Annotated in this window: 24 protein-coding genes; 2 read left to right on the forward strand and 22 right to left on the reverse strand. The window is 31.1% G+C overall.

Annotation, left to right across the window (positions count from 1 at the left end):
* Positions 1–48: 48 nt before the first annotated feature.
* Positions 49–831: an IclR family transcriptional regulator gene (locus OWK30_RS03130; RefSeq protein WP_423323503.1), complete on the forward strand. Its 783-nt coding sequence runs from the start codon at positions 49–51 to the stop codon at positions 829–831.
* Positions 832–1,086: 255 nt separating this feature from the next.
* Here OWK30_RS03130 and folE2 read toward each other — a convergent pair whose 3' ends face one another.
* The 13 genes from folE2 to OWK30_RS03195 form a co-directional block, all read right to left on the reverse strand.
* Positions 1,087–1,872: a GTP cyclohydrolase FolE2 gene (gene folE2 / locus OWK30_RS03135; protein WP_423323505.1), complete on the reverse strand. Its 786-nt coding sequence runs from the start codon at positions 1,870–1,872 to the stop codon at positions 1,087–1,089.
* Entirely contained in the window at positions 1,873–2,592 is a 720-nt protein-coding gene (locus tag OWK30_RS03140) for a tetratricopeptide repeat protein (protein ID WP_423323507.1), read from the reverse strand. It lies immediately after the preceding gene.
* Between the two features lie 98 nt (positions 2,593–2,690).
* On the reverse strand, positions 2,691–3,539 hold the full coding sequence (locus tag OWK30_RS03145; protein WP_423323509.1) for a hypothetical protein: 849 nt from the start codon (positions 3,537–3,539) through the stop codon (positions 2,691–2,693).
* Positions 3,511–4,893: an argininosuccinate lyase gene (argH, locus tag OWK30_RS03150; RefSeq protein WP_423323511.1), complete on the reverse strand. Its 1,383-nt coding sequence runs from the start codon at positions 4,891–4,893 to the stop codon at positions 3,511–3,513. Before argH ends, OWK30_RS03145 begins: the two co-directional genes overlap by 29 nt.
* A 1-nt stretch (position 4,894) precedes the next feature.
* Positions 4,895–6,211: a sigma-54-dependent transcriptional regulator gene (locus OWK30_RS03155; protein WP_423323514.1), complete on the reverse strand. Its 1,317-nt coding sequence runs from the start codon at positions 6,209–6,211 to the stop codon at positions 4,895–4,897.
* A complete protein-coding gene (locus tag OWK30_RS03160; protein ID WP_423323516.1) occupies positions 6,201–7,349 on the reverse strand; it encodes a sensor histidine kinase in 1,149 nt (382 codons plus the stop codon). Before OWK30_RS03160 ends, OWK30_RS03155 begins: the two co-directional genes overlap by 11 nt.
* A 158-nt stretch (positions 7,350–7,507) precedes the next feature.
* Positions 7,508–8,611, reverse strand: a complete 1,104-nt coding sequence (gene dnaJ, locus OWK30_RS03165) for a molecular chaperone DnaJ (protein ID WP_423323518.1) — start codon at positions 8,609–8,611, stop codon at positions 7,508–7,510.
* A 299-nt stretch (positions 8,612–8,910) separates the two neighbouring features.
* Positions 8,911–10,878, reverse strand: coding sequence for a molecular chaperone DnaK (gene dnaK, locus OWK30_RS03170; RefSeq protein WP_423323520.1), 1,968 nt, complete (start codon positions 10,876–10,878; stop codon positions 8,911–8,913).
* Entirely contained in the window at positions 10,853–11,494 is a 642-nt protein-coding gene (grpE, locus tag OWK30_RS03175; RefSeq protein ID WP_423323522.1) for a nucleotide exchange factor GrpE, read from the reverse strand. Before grpE ends, dnaK begins: the two co-directional genes overlap by 26 nt.
* Positions 11,487–12,527, reverse strand: a complete 1,041-nt coding sequence (gene hrcA, locus OWK30_RS03180; protein ID WP_423323524.1) for a heat-inducible transcriptional repressor HrcA — start codon at positions 12,525–12,527, stop codon at positions 11,487–11,489. The genes grpE and hrcA overlap by 8 nt, the downstream gene beginning before the upstream one ends.
* A 140-nt stretch (positions 12,528–12,667) precedes the next feature.
* Entirely contained in the window at positions 12,668–12,931 is a 264-nt protein-coding gene (locus OWK30_RS03185; RefSeq protein ID WP_423323526.1) for an EscU/YscU/HrcU family type III secretion system export apparatus switch protein, read from the reverse strand.
* Positions 12,918–13,712 (reverse strand): DUF72 domain-containing protein, encoded by a 795-nt coding sequence (locus tag OWK30_RS03190; protein WP_423323528.1) that lies wholly within the window; start codon positions 13,710–13,712, stop codon positions 12,918–12,920. The genes OWK30_RS03185 and OWK30_RS03190 overlap by 14 nt, the downstream gene beginning before the upstream one ends.
* A 3-nt stretch (positions 13,713–13,715) precedes the next feature.
* Positions 13,716–14,060 (reverse strand): cupin domain-containing protein, encoded by a 345-nt coding sequence (locus OWK30_RS03195; RefSeq protein WP_423323530.1) that lies wholly within the window; start codon positions 14,058–14,060, stop codon positions 13,716–13,718.
* Between the two features lie 204 nt (positions 14,061–14,264).
* On the opposite strand from OWK30_RS03195, the gene OWK30_RS03200 reads away from it, so the two are divergent.
* Positions 14,265–15,797 (forward strand): ATP-binding protein, encoded by a 1,533-nt coding sequence (locus tag OWK30_RS03200; RefSeq protein WP_423323532.1) that lies wholly within the window; start codon positions 14,265–14,267, stop codon positions 15,795–15,797.
* Here OWK30_RS03200 and OWK30_RS03205 read toward each other — a convergent pair.
* From OWK30_RS03205 to OWK30_RS03245, 9 genes are all read right to left on the reverse strand, one after another.
* Positions 15,794–16,696, reverse strand: a complete 903-nt coding sequence (locus OWK30_RS03205; protein WP_423323534.1) for an ABC transporter ATP-binding protein — start codon at positions 16,694–16,696, stop codon at positions 15,794–15,796. The two genes, OWK30_RS03200 and OWK30_RS03205, sit on opposite strands and share 4 nt — an antisense overlap.
* Entirely contained in the window at positions 16,674–17,591 is a 918-nt protein-coding gene (locus tag OWK30_RS03210) for a hypothetical protein (RefSeq protein WP_423323536.1), read from the reverse strand. Before OWK30_RS03210 ends, OWK30_RS03205 begins: the two co-directional genes overlap by 23 nt.
* A gap of 16 nt (positions 17,592–17,607) precedes the next feature.
* Positions 17,608–18,393: an ABC transporter permease gene (locus OWK30_RS03215; RefSeq protein WP_423323538.1), complete on the reverse strand. Its 786-nt coding sequence runs from the start codon at positions 18,391–18,393 to the stop codon at positions 17,608–17,610.
* A gap of 333 nt (positions 18,394–18,726) precedes the next feature.
* Positions 18,727–19,047, reverse strand: a complete 321-nt coding sequence (locus OWK30_RS03220; protein ID WP_423323540.1) for a hypothetical protein — start codon at positions 19,045–19,047, stop codon at positions 18,727–18,729.
* Between the two features lie 17 nt (positions 19,048–19,064).
* Complete coding sequence (locus tag OWK30_RS03225; RefSeq protein WP_423323542.1) at positions 19,065–19,274, reverse strand: type IV pilin protein; 210 nt, start codon at positions 19,272–19,274, stop codon at positions 19,065–19,067.
* A 496-nt stretch (positions 19,275–19,770) separates the two neighbouring features.
* The gene (locus OWK30_RS03230; RefSeq protein WP_423323544.1) at positions 19,771–20,184 is read right to left on the reverse strand and encodes an HIT family protein; all 414 of its coding nucleotides are present in this window, start codon (positions 20,182–20,184) and stop codon (positions 19,771–19,773) included.
* A gap of 74 nt (positions 20,185–20,258) precedes the next feature.
* Complete coding sequence (locus tag OWK30_RS03235) at positions 20,259–23,345, reverse strand: efflux RND transporter permease subunit (RefSeq protein ID WP_423323546.1); 3,087 nt, start codon at positions 23,343–23,345, stop codon at positions 20,259–20,261.
* Entirely contained in the window at positions 23,338–24,504 is a 1,167-nt protein-coding gene (locus OWK30_RS03240; protein WP_423323548.1) for an efflux RND transporter periplasmic adaptor subunit, read from the reverse strand. The genes OWK30_RS03235 and OWK30_RS03240 overlap by 8 nt, the downstream gene beginning before the upstream one ends.
* Positions 24,501–25,898, reverse strand: a complete 1,398-nt coding sequence (locus OWK30_RS03245; protein ID WP_423323549.1) for a TolC family protein — start codon at positions 25,896–25,898, stop codon at positions 24,501–24,503. The genes OWK30_RS03240 and OWK30_RS03245 overlap by 4 nt, the downstream gene beginning before the upstream one ends.
* Positions 25,899–25,980 lie beyond the last annotated feature (82 nt).

The following is a 25,980-nucleotide window of genomic DNA, read 5'->3' on the forward strand; positions in this document are numbered from 1 at the left end:
TTGTTTATAATATGTTACAGTTTAAACACTATTTTAAAGGAGTTGAAAGTGCGTAGAGATAAATCCGAATATGCTGTTCAAGCAGTTAATAATGCGTTGGACATTTTGGAACTTTTAGGAGGTAGTGAGCAAGAACTTAGCATCAGTGAAATTGGTGCAAAGCTTGGGCTCACAAGGAGCAATGTAAACAAGTTGTTGGCAACCCTTGAAAACTTTGGGTATGTAGAGTATAATAAAAGAACTGGCAATTTCAGAATGGATGTTAAGGCTTTTCAAATATCACAAGCTTATCTTAATAAGCTGAATTTAATTGACGCCTCTAAGCAAATTCTTCTTGAAATTAAACAAAAAGTAAATGAAACGGTGCATATAAGTGTATTGCGAAAAGGAAATATAGTATATCTCAATGCTATAGAAACTGATCATGCAGTGAGAGTGGTACCCAGAATTGGTAATATTGGGCCAGCCTATGCCACTGCTACAGGTAAGGCGCAACTTGCATACCTAAAACTTGATAAGATAAAAGAATATTATTCAGATAAGCTGGTTAAAATGACAGATAATACAATAGACAACATAGATGATCTGTTAGATAATCTTGAAGATGTACGCAATAAAGGATACGCAATAGACAATGAAGAGTTTGAAGTTGGTGTGAAATGTGTAGGAGCTCCAGTTTTTAATTTTATGGGAAAAGTAATTGCTGGAATAAGTATTTCGGCTCCTATAGAACGCATGGATGACGAGAGAATAAAAAGGGAGATTATTCCAACAATAATCGAAGGAGCTCAAAAACTCTCCATTAAATATGGCTATAAACCTAACGCATAAAAACATTTTCAAGCCCCTATATCAAAGGGGCTTTTTTAATAAATATTCTTGTAACATACTAATAAATTAATGATTATTTTCTTACTAGCGTTTTTAACGATAAAGCTAATGGAGAATATTGAACAGTATACAGCCAGATATTACAAATGCACATTCAAGTATATAGCTTATTAATGATAAATTCATTGCATCTAGCAATAAAAAAAATGGGGTGACCCCAGATTTATTCCACAATAAATAAAATATTAGTAAAAATTAACTATTATTTTTTTTATCTATAGTTATTGAAGCAAAAGCAGAGTGATTGTGAATACTTTCAAAATTTTCACTTGAAACTTCAAACCAATCGATCCTATCATCTTCCAACAAATACTGTGCAGCATTCCTTACAATATCTTCTACAAAAACAGGGTTATCATAAGAATACTCAGTAACAAATTTCTCATCTTCACGCTTCAATAATGAAAAGATAGGAGAACTACCTGATTTTTCAGCGATTTCTATCAAGTCTTCAATCCATACCATGCGATTATAACGTACTGAGATTGTAACATAACTTCTTTGATTGTGTGCTCCATAAAGACTTATCTCTTTTGAGCAAGGACAAACACTGATAACTGGTACTGTAACAGTTAGGATAAAATCTACCCCTTCGTTAAATACACTACCACTAAATTTACATAAATAATCCATTGATGATGCTTGTTTAGAAATAGGAGCTTCTTTCTCAAGGAAATAAATAAATTCCATATCAAAATGGGCTTCTTCAGAGTTTAGCTTTATTCGCATTTCCTCTAAGATTTCTTTAAATGAAGATATACTTATATTTTCTCTATACTTATTAAGTATTTCTACAAAACGGGACATATGCGTCCCTTTGAAGTTATGGGGAAGTTTTACAAACATATTTATTGAGGCAATAGTATGCTGGGACCCTTTTCTCTTATCTCTTAAAATAATAGGGTATTTAATCCCTTTAATTCCAACTTTATCTATAGCAAGATTTCTATCATCGAACTGATTTTGAATATCTTTCAACATCTATCTTCTTCTAATTTTTTGCCTAGCAAGTACCATTTGATATGGTTTAAATCCTTGTGGCATTTTTTCTATATTTAATTGCAACCACAGTGTACCATAATTTTTCATTTTCATTTTCTTACCATTTCTCAATGCTTCTAAGTTGGTTTCAAGTTTCTCATCAAGTGGAGCTTTTTTACTGCCCTTAACAAGAATTTCGATTGCTTTGTCCTTTTCACCCATTTCTGTTAAAAAATATGCATACAGACTATAAAGAAAACCCTCTTTAGGAGCATTTTTTATAGCTTTATCCATCGTTGATTTTACTTTTTCATATTTTTTTTCTTTAAAGTAAAGTGTGGCGAGCATAGCCATTCCCATCCAGTTTTTCGCAAACCCCTTTTCAAGATAACTTTTTGCATCATCAAATTTCTTTTGCATATAAAGTATGATACCTATTTGAGAATTTATCTGTTCTTTGACAAAAAACTGCCATTTGGAAAAAGCATAAGCATTTTTCAACCTGTTTATTGCTTTTTCAAAACGATTATTTTTTAAATCTTTTTCAATTTCCTGAAATACTGCTGTTAACTTTTTTAAAAAATATCTTCCGATGAAGAAATTTAATCCAAGAATTATCACAACCATCAACATTAAAGACCAAATATAATTATAGGTTATAAAATAAAGTCCTATTGCTGCAAGTAAGGAAACCGATAAAGAAATAAGTAAAGTTAACATATATCAACCTCTCCATTTGGATTCTTGTTTTTAAGACTTGAGGATTATAACTACAAATAAAAATTTTTCAACACTTATAACTATTAGCTCATCAAAATCTAATTACAGGGGTTAACCATCACTCCATCAGAATCTACAATACCATTTGTAGCTATTAGAATATAATCAGAACACTTTGTAATCTCTATAAAGTTTGTATCTGTCAATAAAACAGTTTTGCCTGTTTTTGCATCAATGATTTTTGTTTTTGGTGCATCATTTTCCCAAGAGATCAAATACCTTCCGTTGCTTTTAAGCACCTTTATATTTCTTATCGGATGTAGTTTTTGAAAGTAATCAGAAGTCAGTTCAACATTAATCAAATCTCCTTTTAAGTTGTAATCGTTATATGGTAAAATGAATATTTTTATCGGCCTGTCAGTTTTTATTTTTATTGCAGGTTTTGTTGAAATTTTATTCAACTTATTTTTATCAAAACCATACAAAACAAATTTGGTATTTTTAGAAAAATTCAATTTAATTTCAAACGAGTCACCATTTTTTATAATTCTATCTACCTTGACAAATGCTTTTTTGGCAAAAACCTTTTCAATATAAACTGGTTCAGAGTACACTCTGTATTCTGGATGTTTGCGTAGAAGCTTATAAATGACTTTCTGTCCTAAACTTATATTATCATCAATAATGTGTTTTTTAGGTTCTATTTTAGCTACTAAGTTATATTTGGTACAACTATTATCAGTTTTTTTATAAACTTCTAAAATATAATCCTTTGATCGGTTAATTATTTTAAAACCATTATCCACTAATATTACTGAATCTTTTGGAGGAGGAGCAATTTTAAACGAGCTTTTAGCCACCGGGTCTGTTTTTTTCCCACAACCATAAAAAAGGATAACAGCCAAGATGATAAAAAAATTAAATGCTCTGTAAATATTGTTTTGCACTCTTGATTTGCTCCAAAACTGATTTCAATCCCGTGCCACCATAACTGTTCTTATTCTTGGCCGCATTTTCAACACTAATATACTCATACACATCACCATCTATCAATTCTGAGAACTGTTTCAGTTCCTCGATCGAAAGTTCATCAAGTCTTTTATTTTTCTCAATAGCATATTTGACCGATTTCCCTACAACAAAATGGGCATCTCTAAAAGGTAAACCTTTCCTTACAAGATAGTCTGCAAGTTCAGTAGCTGTGGAATATCCTTTGGCCGCTGCTTCAAACATTTTTCTTCTGTTGATTTTTATTTTTTCTATCATTGGTGAAATGATTTTTAGACTGCCAAGTAAATTATCAGCTGTATTAAAAAGAGGTATTTTGTCTTCTTGCATATCTTTATTATAAGCAAGTGGTAATCCCTTCATTGTTGTTAATAAACTAACCATGCTACCATAAATTGCACCTGTTTTCCCTCTGATAAGCTCTGCAACATCAGGATTTTTTTTCTGAGGCATAATACTACTACCTGTGCAATAATCGTCAGAAAATTCTATAAAATCAAATTCACTAGTGGCATAAATAATCAATTCTTCACAAAGTCTACTCAAATGCATCTGACAAATGGAAGCATTACTCAAAAATTCCAGCACAAAATCTCTATCACTCACAGAATCAAGGCTATTTTCTGTGGGAGTATCGAATCCTAAAAGTTTAGAAGTAAAAAACCTATCAATAGGAAAAGTTGTACCAGCTAGAGCACACGAACCTAGAGGGTTTTTGTTTAACCTTTTTAATGAATCATCAAATCTTTCAAGATCTCTTTTAAACATCTGAAAATAAGCTAATAAATAGTGGGAAAAGAGAATTGGCTGAGCAGTTTGTAAATGTGTAAAACCAGGCATTATTACGTCAATATTACCTTCAGCTTTTTTTACTAGCACTTCTAAAAAAGTTTTTATATACTTTTTAACATCTGCAATAATATCACGTAAATACATTCGCACATCCACGGCCACCTGATCATTCCTACTTCTAGCCGTATGCAGCTTTCCACCTATCTCCCCAACAATCTCTTTTAATCTTTTTTCTATTGCCATATGTATATCTTCATCTTCTGTTTTAAATTCAAAATCTCCTTTTTCAATTTCATCTAATATTTTTAATAGCCCTTCTTTGATTTTTTCAGCTTCTAAAGGTTTTATTATTCCTTGTTTAGCAAGCATTTCTACATGTGCAAGACTTCCTCTTATATCATATCTATAAAGTCTTTTATCAAAATGAATTGATGCATTAAATTCATCCACAAATTTATCTGTAGATAGCTCAAAACGTCCACTCCACAACTTTTCAGACACATCACACCTCAATATTATATTCTTTGATTTTATTATGTAATGTTTTCCTTGATATACCTAGTAATTCTGCAGCTTTGCTTTTGTTTCCATTTGTTTCTTTTAATGCTTTTTCTATCAGACTTTTTTCATGCTCTTTCATACTGTTTTTCTTAGTAGTGTTATTTTCTATTTTAAGAGGTGGTAAAAGGTCTGGGGTTAAAACTTCTCCTTTGCAAAGGATTATACTTCTTTCAACAATATTTTCTAATTCCCTGATATTCCCCGGGAAATCATACTTCATCAAAACATTAAGATAGTCATCTGAATACCCTTTAATAATTTTTTGGAATCTTTCACTATATCTTTTAATAAAGAAATTAAGTAACAGTGGTATTTCATTCTTTCTTTCCCTTAAAGGGGGAACTAAAATAGGGAATACATTTAGTCTAAAGTAAAGATCTTCTCTAAATTTGCCTTCTTTAACCATTTCTTCTAGGTTTCTGTTAGTAGCGGCCACTATTCTTGCATCTGTTTTTAATGTTTTCAAACCTCCTACACGCTCAAAAGTTTTATCTTGTAAGACTCTTAAAAGTTTTGCTTGTGTTTGTAATGGTAATTCTCCAATTTCATCGAGAAATATTGTCCCACCATCTGCAAGTTCAAATTTCCCAGGCTTAGCTTTGTCTGCACCTGTAAAAGCGCCTTTTTCGTGACCAAAAATTTCACTTTCAATCAAGTTTTCATTCAATGCAGCACAATTAACAGCAAGAAACGGTTTATTCTTTCTTGGAGAGTTGTGATGGATGGATTTTGCAATCAATTCTTTTCCAGTTCCAGACTCTCCCATAATTAAAACCGTAGCATCAGTGGGAGCAACCATCTTTAAAAGATCAATGATTTTACCTAGGCCGTTTTCAGAATATACACCCTCATAATGATAATCATCATTTATTTTTACCTCTTTATCCCTAAGTTTATCATTTAATAGTTCTTTTATTTGTTTTTTTAGAATTTTTACATCTACAGGTTTTGTTATATAGTCCACAGCACCAAGTTTCATTGCTTCTACTGCTGTTTTTACGTTGTTGAAAGCTGAAATAACAATAACTGGTATATTTATACCATTTCTTCTCAAATGACTTAAAAAAGTCATCCCATCCATAATATCCATTTTAATGTCAAGAAGTATCAAGTCGTAATGATTGGATTCAACGCTACTTAAAGCTTCAATGCCATTTGATGCTTCATCTACGACGTATTCTCCTTCGAGATGAAGCTTTAACATAAAACGGTGGTTTTCTTCATCATCAACAATTAAGATTTTTCTTTTATTTTCCATTACCAAAATCCAAAACTATTTTAAAAGGGTTGATTCTTTCAACATATACTTTATATCCGTGCATTTCCATAATTTTTTTTACTATTGCTAATCCTAAACCACTACCTTTTGATCTAGTGGTATAAAATGGCTCAAAAATTTTATCTTTATCTATCTTGTTATCGTTGTAAACACTATTAATAATAGCAACTTTATTATCTTTAACAACAATTTTTATTTCATCATTCTCTTTTGATGCATCTATTGCATTCAATATGAGATTCATCAAAACTTGAATCATTCTATCTTTATCACCATTTATAATAAACGATTCTCCTTTTATAGAAATTCTTAATTTTTTATTATTTATATCGTATTTCAAAAGATTTGCTGTTTCATTAATTAGTTGCAAAACATCTAAGTTGTTTTTTCTTAAAGATACTTCCCTTCCAAAGGTTAAAAAATCATTTACAAGATTATTTAATCTTTCCATTTCAGCTCTAATTTTTGATAATATTTGTTTTTGATTAATATCTGTTTCTTTATCCAGAGTAAACTCTAACAAACCTTTCATTGAACTAAGAGGGTTTTTTATTTCGTGGGCTAATAAACTTGCAAATTTACCAAGCTCCGCATTCCTTTCAACCCTTTTCAGTTTATTGGTTAAAGCAGTATATAATTTAAACAACCTGTATGAATACAACAAAATTACAACTATAAATAGATATAAAACAATCATTTGCAGTAAATCAGAAAACATTTTCTTTTTGAAATAATTATAACTACTTTTGTCAAGGAATAATTCTACATAAAACTGTTGATTAGTTCTTTTTTGCATGTGACGTACCATTCTCATCATGCCCATTCCAAGTAATTTTTCCACTTTTCTAACGATGATAATGTAATCTTCAGTTTCAATTACACTTTCGTATTCGGGGTAAACTTTTTTTACTTCAATATTTTTGTTTTTTCCATTAAATAGTATGTTTCCATTTATATCGTATATTATAAGATTATAAATAGCTTCATTGGATAAAAATTCTTTGGAAAATTCTTGAAAGCATGTTGAACCAGCACGGTTATTCGAGAACAAAAACCTATTACTAACTTCAAAAGAGTAAGTAATGAATCTTCCAAGCTCAATTAAATTTTTTTTCATATATTTCAAGGAATTAAAAGAAGAAACCAAATGAAGTGTAAAAATAGATATACTTATAATTATTCCTATAATAACAAGAATCTTAAATTTTTTTAAATATTCCATATATCATCATCTTAATAATGTTTTTTATAAAATATACCAAAGAATATATCCTGTCATTTTTTAAGAAATCTTCTAAATTTATCCCATAACGATTTATCTTCTTTCATATAGCCATTTCCCGATAGTTTTTTAAATTCATTTATCAATTTTCTTTCCTCTTTACTAAGCTTCTTTGGCAATATTACTCGTATATTAACAAACATATTACCTACACCATAACCTTTTACTTCAGGTACACCGTATCCTTTTAAAATAATTTGATCTCCTGGTTGTGTTCCAGGTTTAATATCCAAAGTTTTTTCCCCTTTTAATGTTGGGATTGAAACAGTAGTACCTAAAATAGCATCAGTAAAAGGTATAGGCAACTCTAGATAAATATCGTTCCCTTTTCTTTTGAAATATTTGTGAGACTTAACCCTGATGTTTACGAACAAATCTCCTGGTGGCCCGCCATATCTACCAGAATTTCCTTCGCCGGAAACCCTTAACGTCATACCAGCATCAATACCAGGGGGGATTTTCAATTCAATTGTCTTTTTATTATATTTAAAACCACGACCACGACATTCTTTACAGGTTTCTCTTATAACTTGACCGCTTCCGTGACACGTTGGACAACTAGTTGATACAGTAAAAAAACCTTGTCTTTGGATAAACTGACCTTTTCCATGACAAGTAGGGCATGTTTGTTTACCGCCTGGCTCCGCACCTGAACCGTCACACCTAGAGCAAAGCTCTTCTTTTTCCACTGTTATTTTTTTTGAGACCCCAAAAACAGCCTCTTCAAACTCTATTTCAACATCAGTTTCTATGTCACTACCTCTGGTTGGGCGCTCTCTTCTTTTTCCTCCTCTATTAAAACCGAAGAAACCTTCAAAAATATCATCAAAAAAATCATCAAAAATTGTAGATGAAAAGTCCTGAGATCCTCCATTATCATCAAAAACTCGTCCAAATTGGTCATATTGAGCTCTTTTTTGCGGATCTACTAAAACTTGATAAGCTTCTGTTATTTCTCTAAACTTTTCTTCAGCTTCTTTGTCCCCTGGATTTCTATCGGGATGATATTTCAATGCAAGTTTTCTATAAGCTTTTTTTATTTCTATTTCTGTTGCATTTCTGTTAACACCTAAAATTTCATAATAATCCTTAGCCAATCTTAACCTCCATAAGTTTAAAAAAGATATTTACATTGTAAAAATCATTGTAGGTTATAAAGATTATCATACTGTTGAAGTAAAGTAAAACTCCTTTCTTGAAAATTTTCATTTTCTTGTAACCAAAAAGTTTTATTAGAAATAAAATGTATCTTGTGGAGTTTTATGTTAAAAATTTTATTGTTATCACTTACTCTTTCCATTTAGTTCATAATATTAAAAATAATGAGCAGTTAGCCATAATATGGCCAACTGCTCTTTTTATGTTAATAGTTTTTTTTAGTTATCATCATTATGAACTATTTGTTATCTTCTTTCACTTCTTCATAATCAGCATCCACTACATCTTCCTGTTTTGTTTCCTGAGAGTTGTTGTTAGCTTCGGTACTCCCTTCTCCAGTATTTGATCCTGTACCAGCATCAGCTCCTGAAGTACTTGCAGTAGCCTTATAAATTGCTTCAGCAAGTTTATGAGATACCGATGTCAGTTTATCGATAGCTGCTTTTATAGCGGTAGCATCTTCCCCAGCATGAACTTTTTTCAACTCATCAAGAGCCTTCTCAATTTCTTCCTTTGTAGCAGCATCAACTTTATCACCATGTTCTTTAAGAGATTTTTCTGTAGAGTAAATAAGCGTATCGGCTTGGTTTTTAAGTTCAACAAGTTCTCTTTTCTTTTTATCTTCTTCAGCGTGCAGTTCAGCTTCTTTAACCATTTTTTCAATTTCTTCTTCAGTTAATCCACTGCTTGGAGTAATTCTGATAGACTGTTCTTTACCTGTACCAAGGTCTTTTGCAGATACACTCAATATACCATTTGCATCAATATCAAATGTTACCTCAATCTGAGGTACTCCCCTTGGAGCAGGAGGAATACCAACTAGCTCAAATCTACCAATTGACTTGTTATCTTTTGCTAATTCACGCTCTCCTTGCAATACGTGTATTGTAACTGATGTTTGATTATCAGCTGCGGTTGTAAATATCTGACTTTTCTTTGTTGGAATTGTTGTGTTTCTAGGAATAATTTTTGTCATCACCCCACCAAGTGTTTCGATACCCAGCGAAAGTGGCGTAACATCCAACAATAACACATCTTTTATGTCACCTTTTAATACAGCACCTTGAATCGCTGCTCCAATAGCTACAACCTCATCAGGGTTGATCCCTTTGTGTGGTTCTTTACCAAAAAATTCTTTTACCTTTTGTTGAACAAGAGGCATTCTTGTCATACCACCAACAAGAATAACTTCATCAATATCTGATGGGGTTAATCCTGCATCTTCTAATGCTTTTTTACAGGGCTCAAGTGTTCTTTCAACTAAATCCATTACCAATTGTTCAAGTTTAGCTCTAGTAAGTTTTTTAATCAAATGTTTTGGTCCAGAAGCATCTGCAGTAATGAAAGGTAAATTTATTTCCGTTTCAAGAGCAGTGGATAGCTCATGTTTTGCCTTTTCTGCTGCTTCCTTCAATCTTTGAAGAGCCATTTTATCTTGGGATAGATCGATACCTGTCTCTTTTTTAAATTCATCTATTAACCACTCTACTATCCTGTTATCAAAATCGTCTCCACCAAGAAAAGTATCACCATTCGTAGCTTTTACTTCAAATACACCATCTCCTAATTCAAGTATAGAGATATCAAATGTCCCACCACCAAGGTCGTATACAGCTATTTTTTCATCTTTCTTTTTATCCAGTCCATAGGCAAGAGCAGCTGCAGTTGGTTCATTTATAATCCTTAAAACATTTAATCCAGCAATCTTACCAGCATCTTTTGTAGCCTGACGCTGAGCATCATTAAAATAAGCAGGTACTGTAATAACAGCATCAGTTACTTCTTCTCCTAGGTAATCTTCAGCAGTTTTTTTCAGCTTTTGTAATACCATTGCAGAAATTTCTGGTGGTGCATATTTTTTACCTTTTACTTCAACCCATGCATCCTGATTGTCAGATGGTACTATTTTGTAAGGTAAAATTCTTTTAGCTTTTTCTACTTGAGGGTCATCAATTTTTCTACCAATTAATCTTTTTACTGAAAAAATTGTGTTTTCTGGGTTTGTGACAGCCTGTCTTTTTGCAAGTAACCCTACAAGTCTTTCTCCACTTTCAGTAAAGGCCACAACAGAAGGAGTTGTTGTCATACCTTCTGCATTAACGATTACTTTAGGCTGTCCCCCTTCCATTATAGCCACAACAGAGTTTGTTGTACCAAGGTCAATACCTATTACTTTTCCTTTACTCATCTTTATCCTCCTTATCATTATTATTATTTTCTTCTTTTTTATTAACAGAAACCTTAGATGGCCTTATTACTCTACCATTGAGAGTATAACCTTTTTGCAAAATCTGAGTAACTTTGTTGTTTTCAAAATCATCTTTATAATCTAACATTAAAGCTTCATGGAAGTTGGGATCAAAATCATCTCCAATGTTTAATTCTATTTCCTGCAAACCAAATTTAGCAAGAATATCTTTCATCTGCTTTAAAGTCAGATCCACACCTTGCTTTAATGACTCTACAGGAGAATCAGGTTTAATATGGTCAAGAGCCATTTCTAAATGATCTATCACAGGTAACAAACTTTCAAGCAGAACCTGGTTAGCATATTTAAGTTTTTCTTCTGTTTCCCTCAAAAGTCTTTTTCTGAAATTATCCAATTCTGCAGACAATCTTAAAATAGTCTCTTCTTTTTCCTGTAGCTGTTTTTTTAATTCTTTATTTTCATTTTCTAATTTTTTTATAATATCATCTCCTTGTGTTTCTACTTTCTTATGCTCATTTTCTTCTTTTTTATTTTTCTGAGTATTTTTTTTGTTTCTTTTTTCTACTTCTTCTACAATGTCTTTTTCTTTATTAACTTTTATTTTTTTACTCATCTCTACCTCCTAACCTTTCAATAACTTCACTCAACAAATTAGCTGTATAATCAACTACAGGAACAACATGAGGATACTTCATTCTTTTTGGACCTATAATACCTAGCGTTCCTAATATTTTATTCCCTTTAGAATAAGGCTTAACTACAAGACCAATATCATCAATACCTTTATCAATTTCAGAACCAATGAATATCTGTACACTATCAGCTTCTACGCATTTATTTATTATTTTGTAAATCAATGTTTTTTCTTCAAATGTTCTAAGAAACTCTTTGAGCTTATTAACATCATTAAATTCAGGCATATCCAATATGTTACTTGTACCATCATAATAAAGCTCACCTTCTACCTCATCCATCTCAAAAATCTTGGGTAATAATTTTTGAAATGAGTCAATAAAATTATCAAATAACCGCTTATCTTTTTCCAACTCTTTAAAAAGTCGCTCTTTAACTTCTACCAATGAGTAACCGCTAAAATGTTCATTTAAATAATTACTGATTTGAGTTAAAATATTATCAGGAATGTCTATATCTAAATTTAATATAACATTTTGCACAATACCCGTTTTTGTCACCAAAATTGCCAAAACATCATACTTATTAAGTTTCAAAAATTCTATATGCTTTAAATACAGCATATTTGATTTTGGAGTTACCACGAAACCTACAGAGTGAGTGAGTTTGCTAAGCTGTTTTGTGGCTTCTTTAAAAAGAGTCCTTAAGTTTGTAGCATTGAGTTTATCAGAAAGTTTTTTTATCTCTTCTGAATAAACTGGTGATATTGTAACAAACTTATCGATGTAATATCTATATCCTAAATCTGTTGGTACACGCCCTGCAGATGTATGAGGCTGGTAAATGAACCCTTTTTCTTCCAAATCACTCATTATATTCCTAATAGAAGCAGGACTCAGCTTCAAAGGCCCCACTTTAGAAACAAAACGAGAGCCCACTGGTTCACTACTATTAATATATTCATCGACAATAATTTTTAATACCGTCTCTTCCCTTTCAGTAAGCTTTGCCATTTCTTTCCTCTGCATTAGCACTCTCTTTTATAGAGTGCTAGTATTAATATAAAGTTGAGCCAATTTATGTCAAGCAATTTTTTAATTTTTTTGTTTAGATTTAATAAAATTCAAAATAGCTGCCACTTGTTCAGCAAGAACTAAGTTATATTTTTATTAATTTTATATAATTCGGCAAGAATTTCTGCTATAGCTTTATATAAATTTTCAGGTATCTCCTCATATAGATCTAAAGTAGCAAGCGCCTCTACAAGATCAGCATCCTCCTGAATAAATACACCATGTTCTTTAGCCTTCTCAATAATTTTTTCTGCTATAACTCCCTGCCCTTTGGCTACAAGCTTAGGCGCTTTATCACTGTTTGGCTTATATTTTAGAGCAGCAGCTTTTTTAAATCTCTTCATTTTCTTTTATTAACTGTACAAACTCTCCGGCATTTTTGCAGGCTGACGCATTTATTACATTACAAAAACTTACAAACACCTTTTTACTTATTAATGAAAGAGTTTTTATATCATCAATAAATTCAGTCAACTCCTCTTTACTATATTTATAATCAAGATATTTATCTTCTGGGGTAAGCCACAATTTGCTACGTCCATACAACCTGTAATAAGTAAAATTATTCGAAGAAAACGGATAATAAGGTGCAAGTCCCTTAATTTTTGGCATATCAAGGACTATGATACCTATTCTGTGCTCACGAAACAATTCTAAAAATCTGTCCTTGTACCATGTTCGATTTGGTAATTCAAAAAAGAGAGGGAAATCTTTAAATTCATTTGAAAGCCTTAATATATGCTCAAAATTTTCCTTTGAGGCAGAAAAAGAAAAATTGAAATCAGCAAACAAAGCTTCAAGTTTTCCTTTATCAATCATAGGTTTTAAACCAGCATAAAAATCTTTTACATCCTGTTTATTATATCTACCCTTTAAAAACCTTTTATTTAATCTTACTGAAAAAGAAAGATTCTCCCCTCTATCCACAATGCTTTTAACAGTATTTTGATAAGGGATATTGTAGAATGTAAATGTTATTTCAAGCAGATTTAAATAATCTTTTTTCCCATAATATGAAAGCATATGAAAGTTAGAAATACTTTTAGGATAAAAACTCTCCTTCCAGTCATCGTACTTATAACCGCTTGTTCCAACTAAAACAGGTGTATCGTTTATTGTAATCATAGGCTACTCTATTATCACTGCTAAAAATGTTATTGGTTCATTTGTTTTATTTTCGATTGCGTGCCCCTCTCCCTTTGGAGTAATCAGCATATCTCCAGGACCTAATAAATCCTCATTTCCATTATCACTCACAACAGCCTTTCCATCAAGAATTAAATAAATCTCCATATCATTTTCATGCACATGATAACCAACCTTTGAGTCTGGCTTTAATTCCACCACTGAAAACATTTTTATCTTACCGCTGTACTTTGTAGCAGCTTCATATGCAAAATTTATCAAACTTCCTCTACCATCACGTGGTTTTACCATTTCTTTTGGCTCAATTTCACTCAATCTTACAATCATCCTTTACCTCCAAAAGTGACACCATATTTCTATATAAGTGACTTTGACTATAATGAAAGTAATAAAAAAAGCAACCAAAAGCTTAACATGAGCTTGTGCAATGTTTTGACAAATTGGGTTAATATACTACCTGCACTTTTTATTTTAAATTACATAAAAATTTATTATAATTAGGATACAAGAGTGTATTAGCAGGAGTAAATTATGAAAAAACTGCCCATTGGAATTTCAACTTTACGTAAAATAAAGGAAAATAACTGCGTTTATATTGATAAAACAAAAATTGCATTAAAATTGATTGAAAATGGCTCATACTATTTTCTTTCTCGCCCAAGGAGGTTTGGTAAAACTTTATTCCTTGATACATTAAAAGAAATTTTCTCAGGTAACAAAGAGCTTTTCAGAGGGCTTTATATTTATGATAAATACGACTTCAAAAAGTATCCTGTAATTCACATATCTTTTGGAAGTGGTGGAATAAAAGATGCAACTACGTTAAATAGCAGAATCAAAGAAATATTAGAGGAAAATTGTCTTTTGCTATCGATCAATATGCCAACGAGTGAAACAATTGGCGGGTTGTTTAAAAAAGTTATTTTACAAGCAATGAAACGACATGGTGAACGAGTAGTAATTTTAATTGATGAGTATGACAAACCAATTTTAGATAACATTGAAGATAGCAAGAGAGCAAAAGAGATAAGAGAAGAATTAAAAAACTTTTACTCTGTGATAAAGGACAGTGATCCATATATTGAGTTTGTATTTATCACAGGAGTAAGTAAGTTTTCCAAAGTAAGTTTATTTTCTGGGCTAAATAATTTGAATGATATTACAATAGATAAAAAATATGCCACAATTTGCGGATATACGCAGAAAGATCTGGTAACAGAATTTGCAGAGCATTTGAAAGGGCAAGATTTTGAGAAAATAAAAAAGTGGTACAACGGTTATCGCTGGCTTGGTGAGTCTGTATATAATCCCTTTGATATACTTTTATTTATCTCAAAAGGATGTGAATTCGGCAATTATTGGTTTTCCACGGCTACCCCCACATTTCTACTAAAGATGATAGAGAAAAACCGTTATCATTTGCCAAATTTAGAGCGAGCAGTGAAGGATTATCGTATGCTTGACAGCTTTGATGTGGATAACATCGATGTTGAAGTACTAATGTGGCAGACAGGGTATTTGACAATTGCAAAAGAAGAAAAAACAGTTAGAGGAATGTTTTACTATCTTGATATACCTAATTATGAAGTTGAGCTTTCCCTTTTTGGAAGCATTGCTGATTATATTACAAAATCATATAATTCCGCAATTATTAGTAATAATCTTTATCTCTCACTTTTAAATAAAAATTTAGATATGTTTATGCAAGAGCTAAAATCATTATATGCATCTATTCCTTACAATAATTTCACAGGTGAGAAGCTTTATGAGTATGAAGGTTATTATGTGAGTGTATTTTACGCTTACATGAAAGCGCTGGGAGTGGATTTAATAGCAGAAAATGTGACAAACAAGGGTAGAATTGATATCACATTAAAATTCGATGACGTAATTTACATTATTGAGTTTAAAGAAGATGGCAAAGGCGCACTCGAGCAAATAAAAGAGAAAAAATATTATGAAAAATACCTATCAGAAAGAAAAGAGATTTATCTCATAGGCATTGAGTTTTATAAACAAAAGCGAAATATCAATAATATATCAATAGAAGTGATAGAGCATTAATTGTCATTACTTTTCAAGGTAATTTCGACAAAAATATCCTCTAAACTTTTTTTGACTGGCTCAATGTCAATAATTTCAGTGCTATGTGCTTTTAGTTTTTCTAAAATGTCAATTAGATTATTTTTTGGACATAAAAAACTGTAAAGATTATCTGTAATTTTTTCAAGTTTTAGGCCTATATTTACTGGGTTGTCGATGATTACTTTAAAACCTGTAGTGGTTAAATATTTTATTTCAGTTTTTTCCAGAGATTTAACAACTTTCCCTCTATTTACAATCAATACTCTTGAGCAGATATCTTCAATATCAGGTATGATATGAGAGCTGAAAAAAATCGTAACACCCTTTTTATTAAGCTCTAACATTTTATTCTTAAATAATACTCTACCCATTGGATCAAGCCCACTCATCGGTTCATCCAATATTAAAATTTCTGGATCATGTATCAAAGTGGACGCAAATCCAATCCTCTGAATCATACCTTTGCTATATTTTCTAATTGGACGCTTAGCTGCATCCTTTAATTCAAACTCTTCCAAGAGTTCCCATGCCCTCTTTTTGGCCACGTTTTTATCCACTTTAAAAATAGCTGCGGAAAACATAAGCAAATCATAACCTGTCAATGTATCATAATACTGTGGATTTTCCGGCATAAAACCCACTTTTAGCCTTGCTACAGGACTAGATGAGTCAATTCCTAATATCTTGGCTGATCCTCTATCTGCTCTTATTAAATCCATCATAATTTTAATTGTGGTACTTTTACCAGCACCATTTGGACCTAAGAATCCAAGGATTTCACCTTTATTAACAGTAAAAGACATTCCGTTTAAAGCGTTTACCTTTTTCCTTTTACTTTTAAAAGTTTTATAAAGGTTATTTACTCTTATTACTTCCATTTTCATTTCCCTTTTTATGTTTTGGTCTTTTGAAAGCAAGCTTGCTTGTTGTCCTCACTTTTCCATCTTTATCAATATAAAACTTTCCACCATAAGGATCTTTGGGCACTTCTCTAAGAAAACCTTTTCTTACAAGCTCATCGATATCTTTAGGTAATGCTTTGTTTTTCTCCTTATATCTTTTTATTGCTCTTTCGATTGTATAGATTGCTTCTAAAGCCTGTAATCTTACTTCATATGACTTTTTTATACTCTCTTTTCTTGTAATTTTTATCATTGTCTTTAAATATGCAATTCCAAGCTCGGTTTCCCCACCCTCATAAAAATACCGTGCAGCGAGATTAGTAAACAAAGCCGAACCCGAAATTTCTGAAGCTTTTTTATAATAATACGCTGCAGTTTTATAGTCTTTTAAAAAATAAGCATAATTAAACCCCAAGAAAAAGGGTATTTTAAAATCCCATGTACGATATTTCATTACATATTTTAACAAAGCGTTTACTTCTCGAATTTTACCAATATCCCAAGTAAAAGCACCCTGAGCAAAATAATATGCATCTTCATTGTATGGATTTAGAATGATTGAGGTCTCAATAGTCCTATAAAGGTTATAAAACTCTACTTCATGAAATTTTCTTTCACTGATTTTATCAACTTTCCCCCCATAATAAATTATAGACTTGAATGAAAGATAATCACCCATAAACCATCTGAATTCACCTAAAACAATCTTATAAAATTTTCCTTGAGGCGTATAACCGAGTTTTTCAAATAACGGTCTTTTTTGCATATCTTTTTGAAAATACGGGAAAAATAATACAAGGCAAACAACAGCTACAAGTGCAAAAACATAAAACAATTTATTTGAAATATTTTTTGTTGTCATATCTTTCATAACTTTATGTTTGTCATTAAGTTAAATCACGCCTATTAAAAATAATAACTGTAAGGCTCAATACAATTGTCAAATAAAACAAAAAATACACTAAAGTAAATATTATGGATTTCCCATTTATTTGCAAAGCGTAAGTGGCATAAGAAGTCAAATCAAAAGCAGAAAAGTTAGGCAAAATATAATAAGCAAGTTTCACCACAGATTTAACAAAAACAGAAATTTTATCAGCTTCTTTCATAACATAATCAAAAATCCCCTGAATTGAATTACCGGCTATAAAAATTGCCACTGTAGAAAAAATAGGGGTGAAAAATGACGTGGAAAATGATGCAAAAAGGAAACCAAAAGCCAACAATAAGCAGTATTTTAAAAATGAAAATGCAAAAGCTCCAAAAATATTTAGCCATATAATCGGTAATTGTGATTTATAAAACCCTGCGGATATTTTAATAACAATGACAGATAACGAGAAATTCAATATTGTTATTAATAATAATAACAAAACAAATCCAAAATATCTACCAACCAAATAGCTTATTCTTGTAACAGGATAACTTAGTAATGTATACGTATATTTTCTTTCAATATCTCTCCATATAGTAGAGATGCCGCCAAACAATGATAAAAATAACAAAATGAAAGAATTTAGCGTTAGAGACATAGTTATAGAAATTTCTTGAACTTGTCGCATTGAAAAATAACTAAAAACAGGTATTAATCCATAAATGAAAACAAGAAAGACAATTATTAAAAATATTCTATCTTTTATTACTGATCTAAAAGTCAAATATAAATATAACATATCACCTTTAATGTTCTTACATTATATATTAAGTGTTCTTTTAATTTTTATAAATTTTAGTTCAAACATACATTTTAAGTATACATTTTTATTAATTATAGTTTATTAATTTTAACCTTAACAACATAATTATTCGCCAAAATTGAAGCAATCTTTAGAATAACATAGCATATTAAGTTAAATATATCTTCATAAGTTCTTTAAAAAAATTTATAACTTGCTTTTTAAAAAAAATCCAAAAAGATTTTAAATTATAAATATTTATTTCACAAACATCATGTAAGAATATTAAGCAATAGGTGGTAAGCAAAACCACCTATTGCTTACATATTTTTACAACGAAGACCATCCATTTGTTTCAGTTGAATTGTCATTTGCAGGGACATCCAAAGAATTACTTACTGTTCCTTTGGTTTTTGACTTATAATATATTTTTGTGGTTCCAGAGCTTGTTCCAAATGATCTGTCACCAGCTTGATGTTCACTACCTAGACCAAATGATTGATTATCAGGAGAAGCATAAAACATGTAGACATTATTAGATGGCTGAAAATCAATATTATCAATAGATGTCTCTTTATTAGCCGTGATTGTTGCGTATGCTACAGAAAATGTAAATAATGTCACACTAATAATCATTAATATTTTCCTCATTTCAACCCTCCTAACATTTATAAATTTGAAGGATATTGCTGAGTATCAGCATAATAAGCTTCTAAAGCACCTCTTACATTTCTAAGATCACTTTGAGCAGCAGAGTTATAAGCCCTCGTCCTGTACTTCGCAAATTGGGGGATAGCGATAGCTGCGAGGATACCGATGATAGCTACAACAACTAAAAGCTCGATAAGGGTAAAACCCTTTTTGTTTGTTTTCTTCATATCTTACCTCCTTTTATAGTTTTGGCAATTTAATAGAAAAAAGCATGCCAAATTGTTTTTGTATTATAAAATTAAAAAAGCCCTACTATTATTATAAATTGCTTAATTATAATTCTTTGATAGATAAAAGATTGCCTTGTCGCTTACGCTCCTCGCAAAGAAGTATAAAATAGTTGTTATCACAAGCACTAGTATAATTAACTCAATGTTATCAGCAAATTAGACTGATATCAAATAGCTATCCAACACAGTTTCAATATTTTAACATAAATGTTAACGATATGACAAAATTGTCAAATTATAAAAATATCATTAGTTATTCATGGTTGTTAGTTGTTATTTGTGGTGTATTTGTAGCAATTTCAAAACATCCTTATTGATAACATATTAAAGTTCATAAATTAACTACTGATACCTACAAATTACAACTAATAACAATAAATTAATAACGGATTATTATAAACAACTACTAACAAGATCTATACAGCCACACTTTTTAAGTTAGTTTCTCAGCAATTTTTTTGGCAAATTCTTGCATTTCATCTGTGGATTTATATTCTTTGTGACTTTTAGTAAATCTTAAACCATCATCTTTGTACCTTGGAATAATATGAATATGTGAATGAAAAACCTCTTGACCACCAGCAGCTTCAATATTTTGAATAACATTTAGACCATCACAATTTAGAGCATTTTTTATTGCATTACAAAGCTTAGTAAGCACTGGATAAATTTTTGAACCAACTACAACATCTGTATCTAATATATTTCTGAAATGTTTTTTAGGAATAAGCAAAGTATGCCCGAGATTTACCGGCCTAATATCAAGAATGGCAATAAAATCATCATCTTCATACACCCTTGCAGATGGAATATCACCATTTACAATTTTGCAAAAAATACAGTCCATAAAATCCTCCATGAACTTGTTTACTTACACCTATTATGAATTAAATTTCTTCGTATTTCAATAATTTTCATGTTTTAAAAAAGCTTTTTAGCAAAGCCGAGAATATCTTCAATTATTACATATAATCCGGGCACAAGAATTAATATGATAAAAGTGGAAAAAAGAATACCAAATCCGAGAGAAATGGCCATAGGGATAAGAAATTTAGCCTGTCTTGAAGTTTCAAATATCATTGGCATAAGTCCAAAAAATGTTGTTAGAGTAGTCAAAAGAATAGGCCTAAATCTCTTTAAACCTGCCTGATATATGGCATCATGAAATGACTCGCCTTCCTCTCTTCTTTTTCTGTTTGCAAAATCTATCAATACAAGGGAATCATTTACCACAACTCCAGAAAGGGCAACTATCCCAAACATACTCACAAGATTCAAGCTATAACCAAGCAACATATGACCTATAATTGCACCGATAATACCAAAAGGGATTGCCACCATGATTATAATAGGTTGAAAATAACTTTTAAACGGAATGGCAAGCATTACATAAATCGCCATTACTGCAATTAACAACCCTTTAAAGAGAGCTGACATACTCTTTCTTAAATCCGACTGTTTCCCTTCAAAACTAAAATTTAAGCCAGGATATTTTGCTTTTAATTTTGGCAAAAATTCAGTTTTTAAAGCAGCAACTATTTTAGTAGTTTCCTTTTCTGGTGTCACATTTGCCGTTACATTGACTATCCTTCTAAAATTTCTTCTTTCTATGGTGGTATATGATCTACCACGATCAATATTTACTACTTCCTTCAAAGGAATTTTCGTACCATCTGTTAAAGTCAATATAAAAGTATCAAAAAAATGCTCGAAACTACGCTCTTCATCCGTTAATCGTACCATAATTTTTACTTCGTTGTTTCCTCTTAAAAATCTTTTAGCTTCAGCCCCGTAATATGCATTTCTAAGCTGTCTTCCGATAAAATCTGATGTTAACCCCAATGCCTTACCCTTCTCATTTATAGTCAAATTAAATTGAATTTTTCCTTCGGTAAAACCATCATCAATGTCAGAAACATTTGAAAAAGTGGCAAGATAATTTGCCAATTCACTACTTGCTTTCCTTAGAGTAGGGATATCTCTATGTTGCAGTTCCACTGTAAGGGACGAACCGTGCCCCGGACCGCCAAAATCTGAATAAAACTTGATTGTTTTAATACCAGCTAACCCCTCTGACAATTTTCTCCATTTGCGTGTAAATTCAACAGTACTTATTGGTCTAACATCTGGATCTGTTAAATAAACCTGTATCCATCCTGAATTTTTGTTGATATTTGTTAAAATTCCTTGGGCCAATTTTTCTTTACCGTTCTCGGCTATTATTTTTTTTGCATTATTTATAAGTTTTTCAGCAACTCTGAGAGTATCAAATACAGAACTTTCCACAGGCAAAACAAATTTTACATAGGCAAAATCAGATTCCACTTTTGGAAAAAAGACTATCCCCACCCTACCACTTCTCACATAAGTTACAGCAAGAAGTAATATCATTATAGCAAGAGTAAAGGTCACGTACCTAAACTTAATGGAAAACTTCAAAACCGGTCCGTAAACAGAGTGAATAAATTTTAGAATATAAAGACTTATTTTCTGCTGAACAAAAGTTATATATTTAAGAAACCTAAAAGGCTTATCTTTTTGGTGACCAATGTGAGAAGGTAAAATTAACAAACTTTCTAACAAAGATATTGTGAATACTGAAATAACAATCACAGGAATTATTCTGAAGATTTTACCCATAACACCAGGGACAAAATACATAGGCAAAAAAGCAACCATATTGGTAAGCACGCTAAAAATTACAGGAACCACCACTTCTTTTGTACCAAAAAAAGCAGCTTTTTTAAAAGATTTGCCTTCTTGACGGTGTCTGTATACGTTTTCTCCCACCACAATTGCATCATCAACTACAATCCCAAGACAAATAATAAAAGCAAAAAGTGATATCATGTTAATGGAAACATCCATTTGCGGAAAAAGAAGCATAGAACCTAGAAATGAAATAGGGATTCCGAGCATTACCCAAAATGCCAATCTTATTTCTAGAAATACAGCAAGGAGAGCGAATACAAGGATTAATCCTAACTTGGCATTTTTCAATAGTAGTTCAATTCTTTGTTTAAAAATCTGTGATCTATCATTAACAAAATCCACATAGAGACCGTTGGGGAGCTCATCTTTTAATTGTTTTATAAATCTTTTTACCTCGTTAGCAATTTCTATAGGTTTTTGATCACCCACTCTATAAACACTGATACCAATAGCAGGCATATCGTTGTATTTTAAGTATGTGTCAGTATCTTCAAAACTGTCTTTTATTACAGCGATATTGCCAAGGGGAATCACTTTGCCGTAGTCAGTTTTAATGATGGGAATATTAGCTATCTCCTGACCAAAATCCCTGCGTTCATACAATCTAATCAGAATATCTCCTCCAGAGGTTTTTATTCTACCTGCGGGTATTTCCTGATTGTATTCTCTAATTTTTCTAGCTATTTCAGATAAAGTAAGATTATATTTTTTTAACGTACTTTCAGAGACATCGATGGAAATCTCATAAGGTTTTTCACCAAGAAGCTCTACATAACTAATCTGTTTGCTCTGTAAAAGCCTATCTTTTATCATTTCCGCTGTTTCTCTTAAAACATGATCATTTTGATTCCCAAAAAGTATTAGAGTTATTGCTTCCCTTCTGCTTGAGGGGATATAAACCTTAGGTTCTTCTGCCTCTTGTGGAAATGATGTGATTCTATCAATTTCACTTTTTACATCTTGGAAAAGTTGATTTAAATCTGCATCATTTGTTGCTTCTATAACTACTGTCCCAACACCTTCGTTAGCTGTGGATGTAATCTTATCTATACCATCAAGACCGTTTACTGCTTCTTCAATAGGGAGAATTACACCTCTTTCAATTTCTTCTGGGCTTGCTCCGGGATATGCAACCTGTACAATCACCTGATCCACTGTAAACTCTGGGAAAACCTCCTGTTTGATCTGAGTACTCCAATAAAGCCCCCCAACAATTAAAAACAGCATCAATATATTAGCTGCTACAGGATTTTCGATAAACCAGGCTATGGGACCTTTTTTGGTATAATTATTCACTTTCCATACCTACTTCTTTTAATGGCATATTTTCAACAGGAGCGGCTATGTTAGAAATTATTATTTTATCATTCTTACTTAAATCATATGTATATACGTAATTTTTATTTTTAAAAACAACATGTATTTTTTTTATAACTAGCTTTCCATTTTTATTTATCCAAACGATATTGTTTTCTCTTAAAGCAGTTCTTGGAAACTTTAAGATTTTTGTTAGTTTTTTACCGAAAATTTCCACATTGGCATAGTTATGTATCATTACCGGAGACAAGTCATTTTGCTTTGGCTTAATTGAAATAATTGCCTTTACCATCAATCCTTTTTCATCAACTGCTTTTTCTATAGACTTAATTTTACCTTTTATAACAGTGCCATCGTCAAAAATTATTTTTGCAAAGTTTATCGTCTTTAGATCAAGCCATTTTAACTCAGATATCGGGAAAAGGGCAATCAGGTAAAACTCATCTGCATATATTAAGTCAACTATTTTAGTTCCCTGTGTTACATATGTTCCTTCATCCACATATTTTTTTAAAACAAACGCATTGAAAGGGGATTTTATTTTTGTCCTTTCTAATTTTAGTTTAGCTAGTTCAAGATCAGCCTTCGCAATTTCAATATTTTCTTTTAACTTATTAATGTAGGGTTTTCTAAGTATTAAATAAAGAGATTCGTTGTCTATGTTTCTAATAACTCCTCTTGCAGCCTTTAATTCCTTTTCAGCCGATTTTTGCTTACCAATTTCAATTTTTAAGTCTTCATACAGAGCTTTTAAACTTGCTTCTTTTATCTTTAAGTTTAACAGATAGTCACTATCATCTATTTTGGCAATTAATTCATTCGCTTTTAAATAGTTTCCTTCCAACAGTCTATTATTAATGTATTTGATTTTACCACTTACTTCAGGATAAATCGTCACACTTTTTGCAGGATAGATGTTGCCAAAGGAATAGATTGTATAATTTATATTTACTACTTTACCTTGCGTAGTTTCAACGTAAGTAACAATTTTGCTTGGTTTTTTTCTAGAAACTTTCTTCTTTGTTTTCATCAGGTATTTCGACATCGATAATCCTGCATATATAATCAATATGATAACGATTAAGGATATTAAACGTTGCAACCATGTCTTTTTATGATATCCATTGTTATTTTTCATTTTTTCCTCTCTTTAACCTTAGCCAATTTTTCATAATACTTACCACCAGCAGCTTTATATAGATTAATAAGATTTAAAAAATAGTTTAACTTTGCATCTATGGAGCTTTTTTGATAATTTAACAATGATATTTTTGTGCTCAACACATTTATATAATTAGTCTTGCCTGATAAATAATCATTTTCAATGTTTGATAATTTGTTTTTTTCGCTACTAATTTGCTCAGTAATTATATTTAAAATTTCTTTACTTTTTTTTAGATTAATAAGAGCATCTTCAACCTCTTTTATTGCAGTAAAGACGGTATTTTTATAGTTTATAAATGCTTCATTTTTTTGAATCTTTGCTATTTCTACATTTAATTTTCTTTTTCCATAGTCAATAAGTGGATATGCAAGATTAGCTGCAAGATTGAATACCCAGTTATCAAAGATTGTTGAAATTCTATTTGAGTTATAATCAAAGTTTGCTGAAAGTGTTAGTTTTGGAAATCTATCCGTTTTTGCCAATTTAACATTTGAAAATGCTTTAGCAAGCTTGATTTGTGCAGCTTTTACATCAGGACGATTTTTCAGAAGGTCAACAGGGAGTCCTATATCTAATAAAGGTGGCATTTTAGGTAATGAATTATTTGTTACCTTAATAGGTTCGGTACTACTTTTTCCAATAAGCAGATTCAACTGATTCAAAGAGATACGTTCTTCTGCTTCAAGTTGGACTAATTCATTTTTATAGCTGATGAGCTGTTGTTTTGTAGAGATAAAATCGTTTAATGTTGCAATATTGTTAATATAGTTTGCCTCTAAGACATATAATTTTTGTTTTGCAAAAAAGATTTGTTCTTCTAAAATTTTCTTTTTTTCTCTAATTGATAAAATATTAAGCCAGTTTTTAGCTATTTCTGAAGAAACCGTAATAATAGCAGTGTTAAAAGCTGCAAGCTGCTCAAGTTTATTTAAATCTGTAATTTTTATCCCTTCCCTAATTTTTCCCCATAAGTCTATTTCATATGAAGTATTGATCCCTAGCGTGTATTGATTTGTAGCAACTGTCGGGAATCCTTTTTGTTTTGTTTTGTTTCTTGTGTATCCTGTCGAAAAATTAACATGAGGAAAAAGAGTTGTTTTATCTCTCTTATATTGTAGGTCAGCTTCTTTAATCTTTAAGAGTGCTGTTTGCACGTTAAAATTGTCTTTTAATGCCATACTTATGAGTTTTTCTAGCTCTTTACTATTGAAACTTTTCCACCAGTCAAATTGGAGTTTTTTAGATGAGGTTGGGATTTTATAGTTAAACTCTTTTTGAGTTAATACTATCATGTCTTCGGTTTCATTTTTTGAGACACATCCTACCATTATTAAAATAATAAATAACAATACTAAATATCTGGACATTTTATATCCTTGTAGCTTTTTAATGCATCTTTACTAATTTATAAATGTGATTTATTAAAAATGCAATAAGTTCACTTTCTAT

This window comes from Deferribacter abyssi, from assembly GCF_049472655.1.
Lineage (GTDB): Bacteria > Chrysiogenota > Deferribacteres > Deferribacterales > Deferribacteraceae > Deferribacter > Deferribacter abyssi.

Excerpts from the sequence above, each read along its gene's own strand:
- OWK30_RS03230 (WP_423323544.1), bottom strand. The coding sequence starts at position 20,184 with ATGGACTGTATTTTTTGCAAAATTGTAAATGGTGATATTCCATCTGCA.
- OWK30_RS03225 (WP_423323542.1), bottom strand. The coding sequence starts at position 19,274 with ATGAAGAAAACAAACAAAAAGGGTTTTACCCTTATCGAGCTTTTAGTT.
- dnaK (WP_423323520.1), bottom strand. The coding sequence starts at position 10,878 with ATGATAAGGAGGATAAAGATGAGTAAAGGAAAAGTAATAGGTATTGAC.
- OWK30_RS03185 (WP_423323526.1), bottom strand. The coding sequence starts at position 12,931 with ATGAAGAGATTTAAAAAAGCTGCTGCTCTAAAATATAAGCCAAACAGT.
- OWK30_RS03220 (WP_423323540.1), bottom strand. The coding sequence starts at position 19,047 with ATGAGGAAAATATTAATGATTATTAGTGTGACATTATTTACATTTTCT.
- folE2 (WP_423323505.1), bottom strand. The coding sequence starts at position 1,872 with ATGTTGAAAGATATTCAAAATCAGTTCGATGATAGAAATCTTGCTATA.
- OWK30_RS03215 (WP_423323538.1), bottom strand. The coding sequence starts at position 18,393 with ATGTTATATTTATATTTGACTTTTAGATCAGTAATAAAAGATAGAATA.
- hrcA (WP_423323524.1), bottom strand. The coding sequence starts at position 12,527 with ATGGCAAAGCTTACTGAAAGGGAAGAGACGGTATTAAAAATTATTGTC.
- OWK30_RS03195 (WP_423323530.1), bottom strand. The coding sequence starts at position 14,060 with ATGATTGTAAGATTGAGTGAAATTGAGCCAAAAGAAATGGTAAAACCA.
- OWK30_RS03240 (WP_423323548.1), bottom strand. The coding sequence starts at position 24,504 with ATGAAAAATAACAATGGATATCATAAAAAGACATGGTTGCAACGTTTA.
- OWK30_RS03160 (WP_423323516.1), bottom strand. The coding sequence starts at position 7,349 with ATGAAAAAAAATTTAATTGAGCTTGGAAGATTCATTACTTACTCTTTT.
- OWK30_RS03155 (WP_423323514.1), bottom strand. The coding sequence starts at position 6,211 with ATGGAAAATAAAAGAAAAATCTTAATTGTTGATGATGAAGAAAACCAC.
- grpE (WP_423323522.1), bottom strand. The coding sequence starts at position 11,494 with ATGAGTAAAAAAATAAAAGTTAATAAAGAAAAAGACATTGTAGAAGAA.
- OWK30_RS03200 (WP_423323532.1), top strand. The coding sequence starts at position 14,265 with ATGAAAAAACTGCCCATTGGAATTTCAACTTTACGTAAAATAAAGGAA.
- OWK30_RS03245 (WP_423323549.1), bottom strand. The coding sequence starts at position 25,898 with ATGTCCAGATATTTAGTATTGTTATTTATTATTTTAATAATGGTAGGA.
- OWK30_RS03190 (WP_423323528.1), bottom strand. The coding sequence starts at position 13,712 with ATGATTACAATAAACGATACACCTGTTTTAGTTGGAACAAGCGGTTAT.
- OWK30_RS03205 (WP_423323534.1), bottom strand. The coding sequence starts at position 16,696 with ATGGAAGTAATAAGAGTAAATAACCTTTATAAAACTTTTAAAAGTAAA.
- OWK30_RS03140 (WP_423323507.1), bottom strand. The coding sequence starts at position 2,592 with ATGTTAACTTTACTTATTTCTTTATCGGTTTCCTTACTTGCAGCAATA.
- OWK30_RS03210 (WP_423323536.1), bottom strand. The coding sequence starts at position 17,591 with ATGAAAGATATGACAACAAAAAATATTTCAAATAAATTGTTTTATGTT.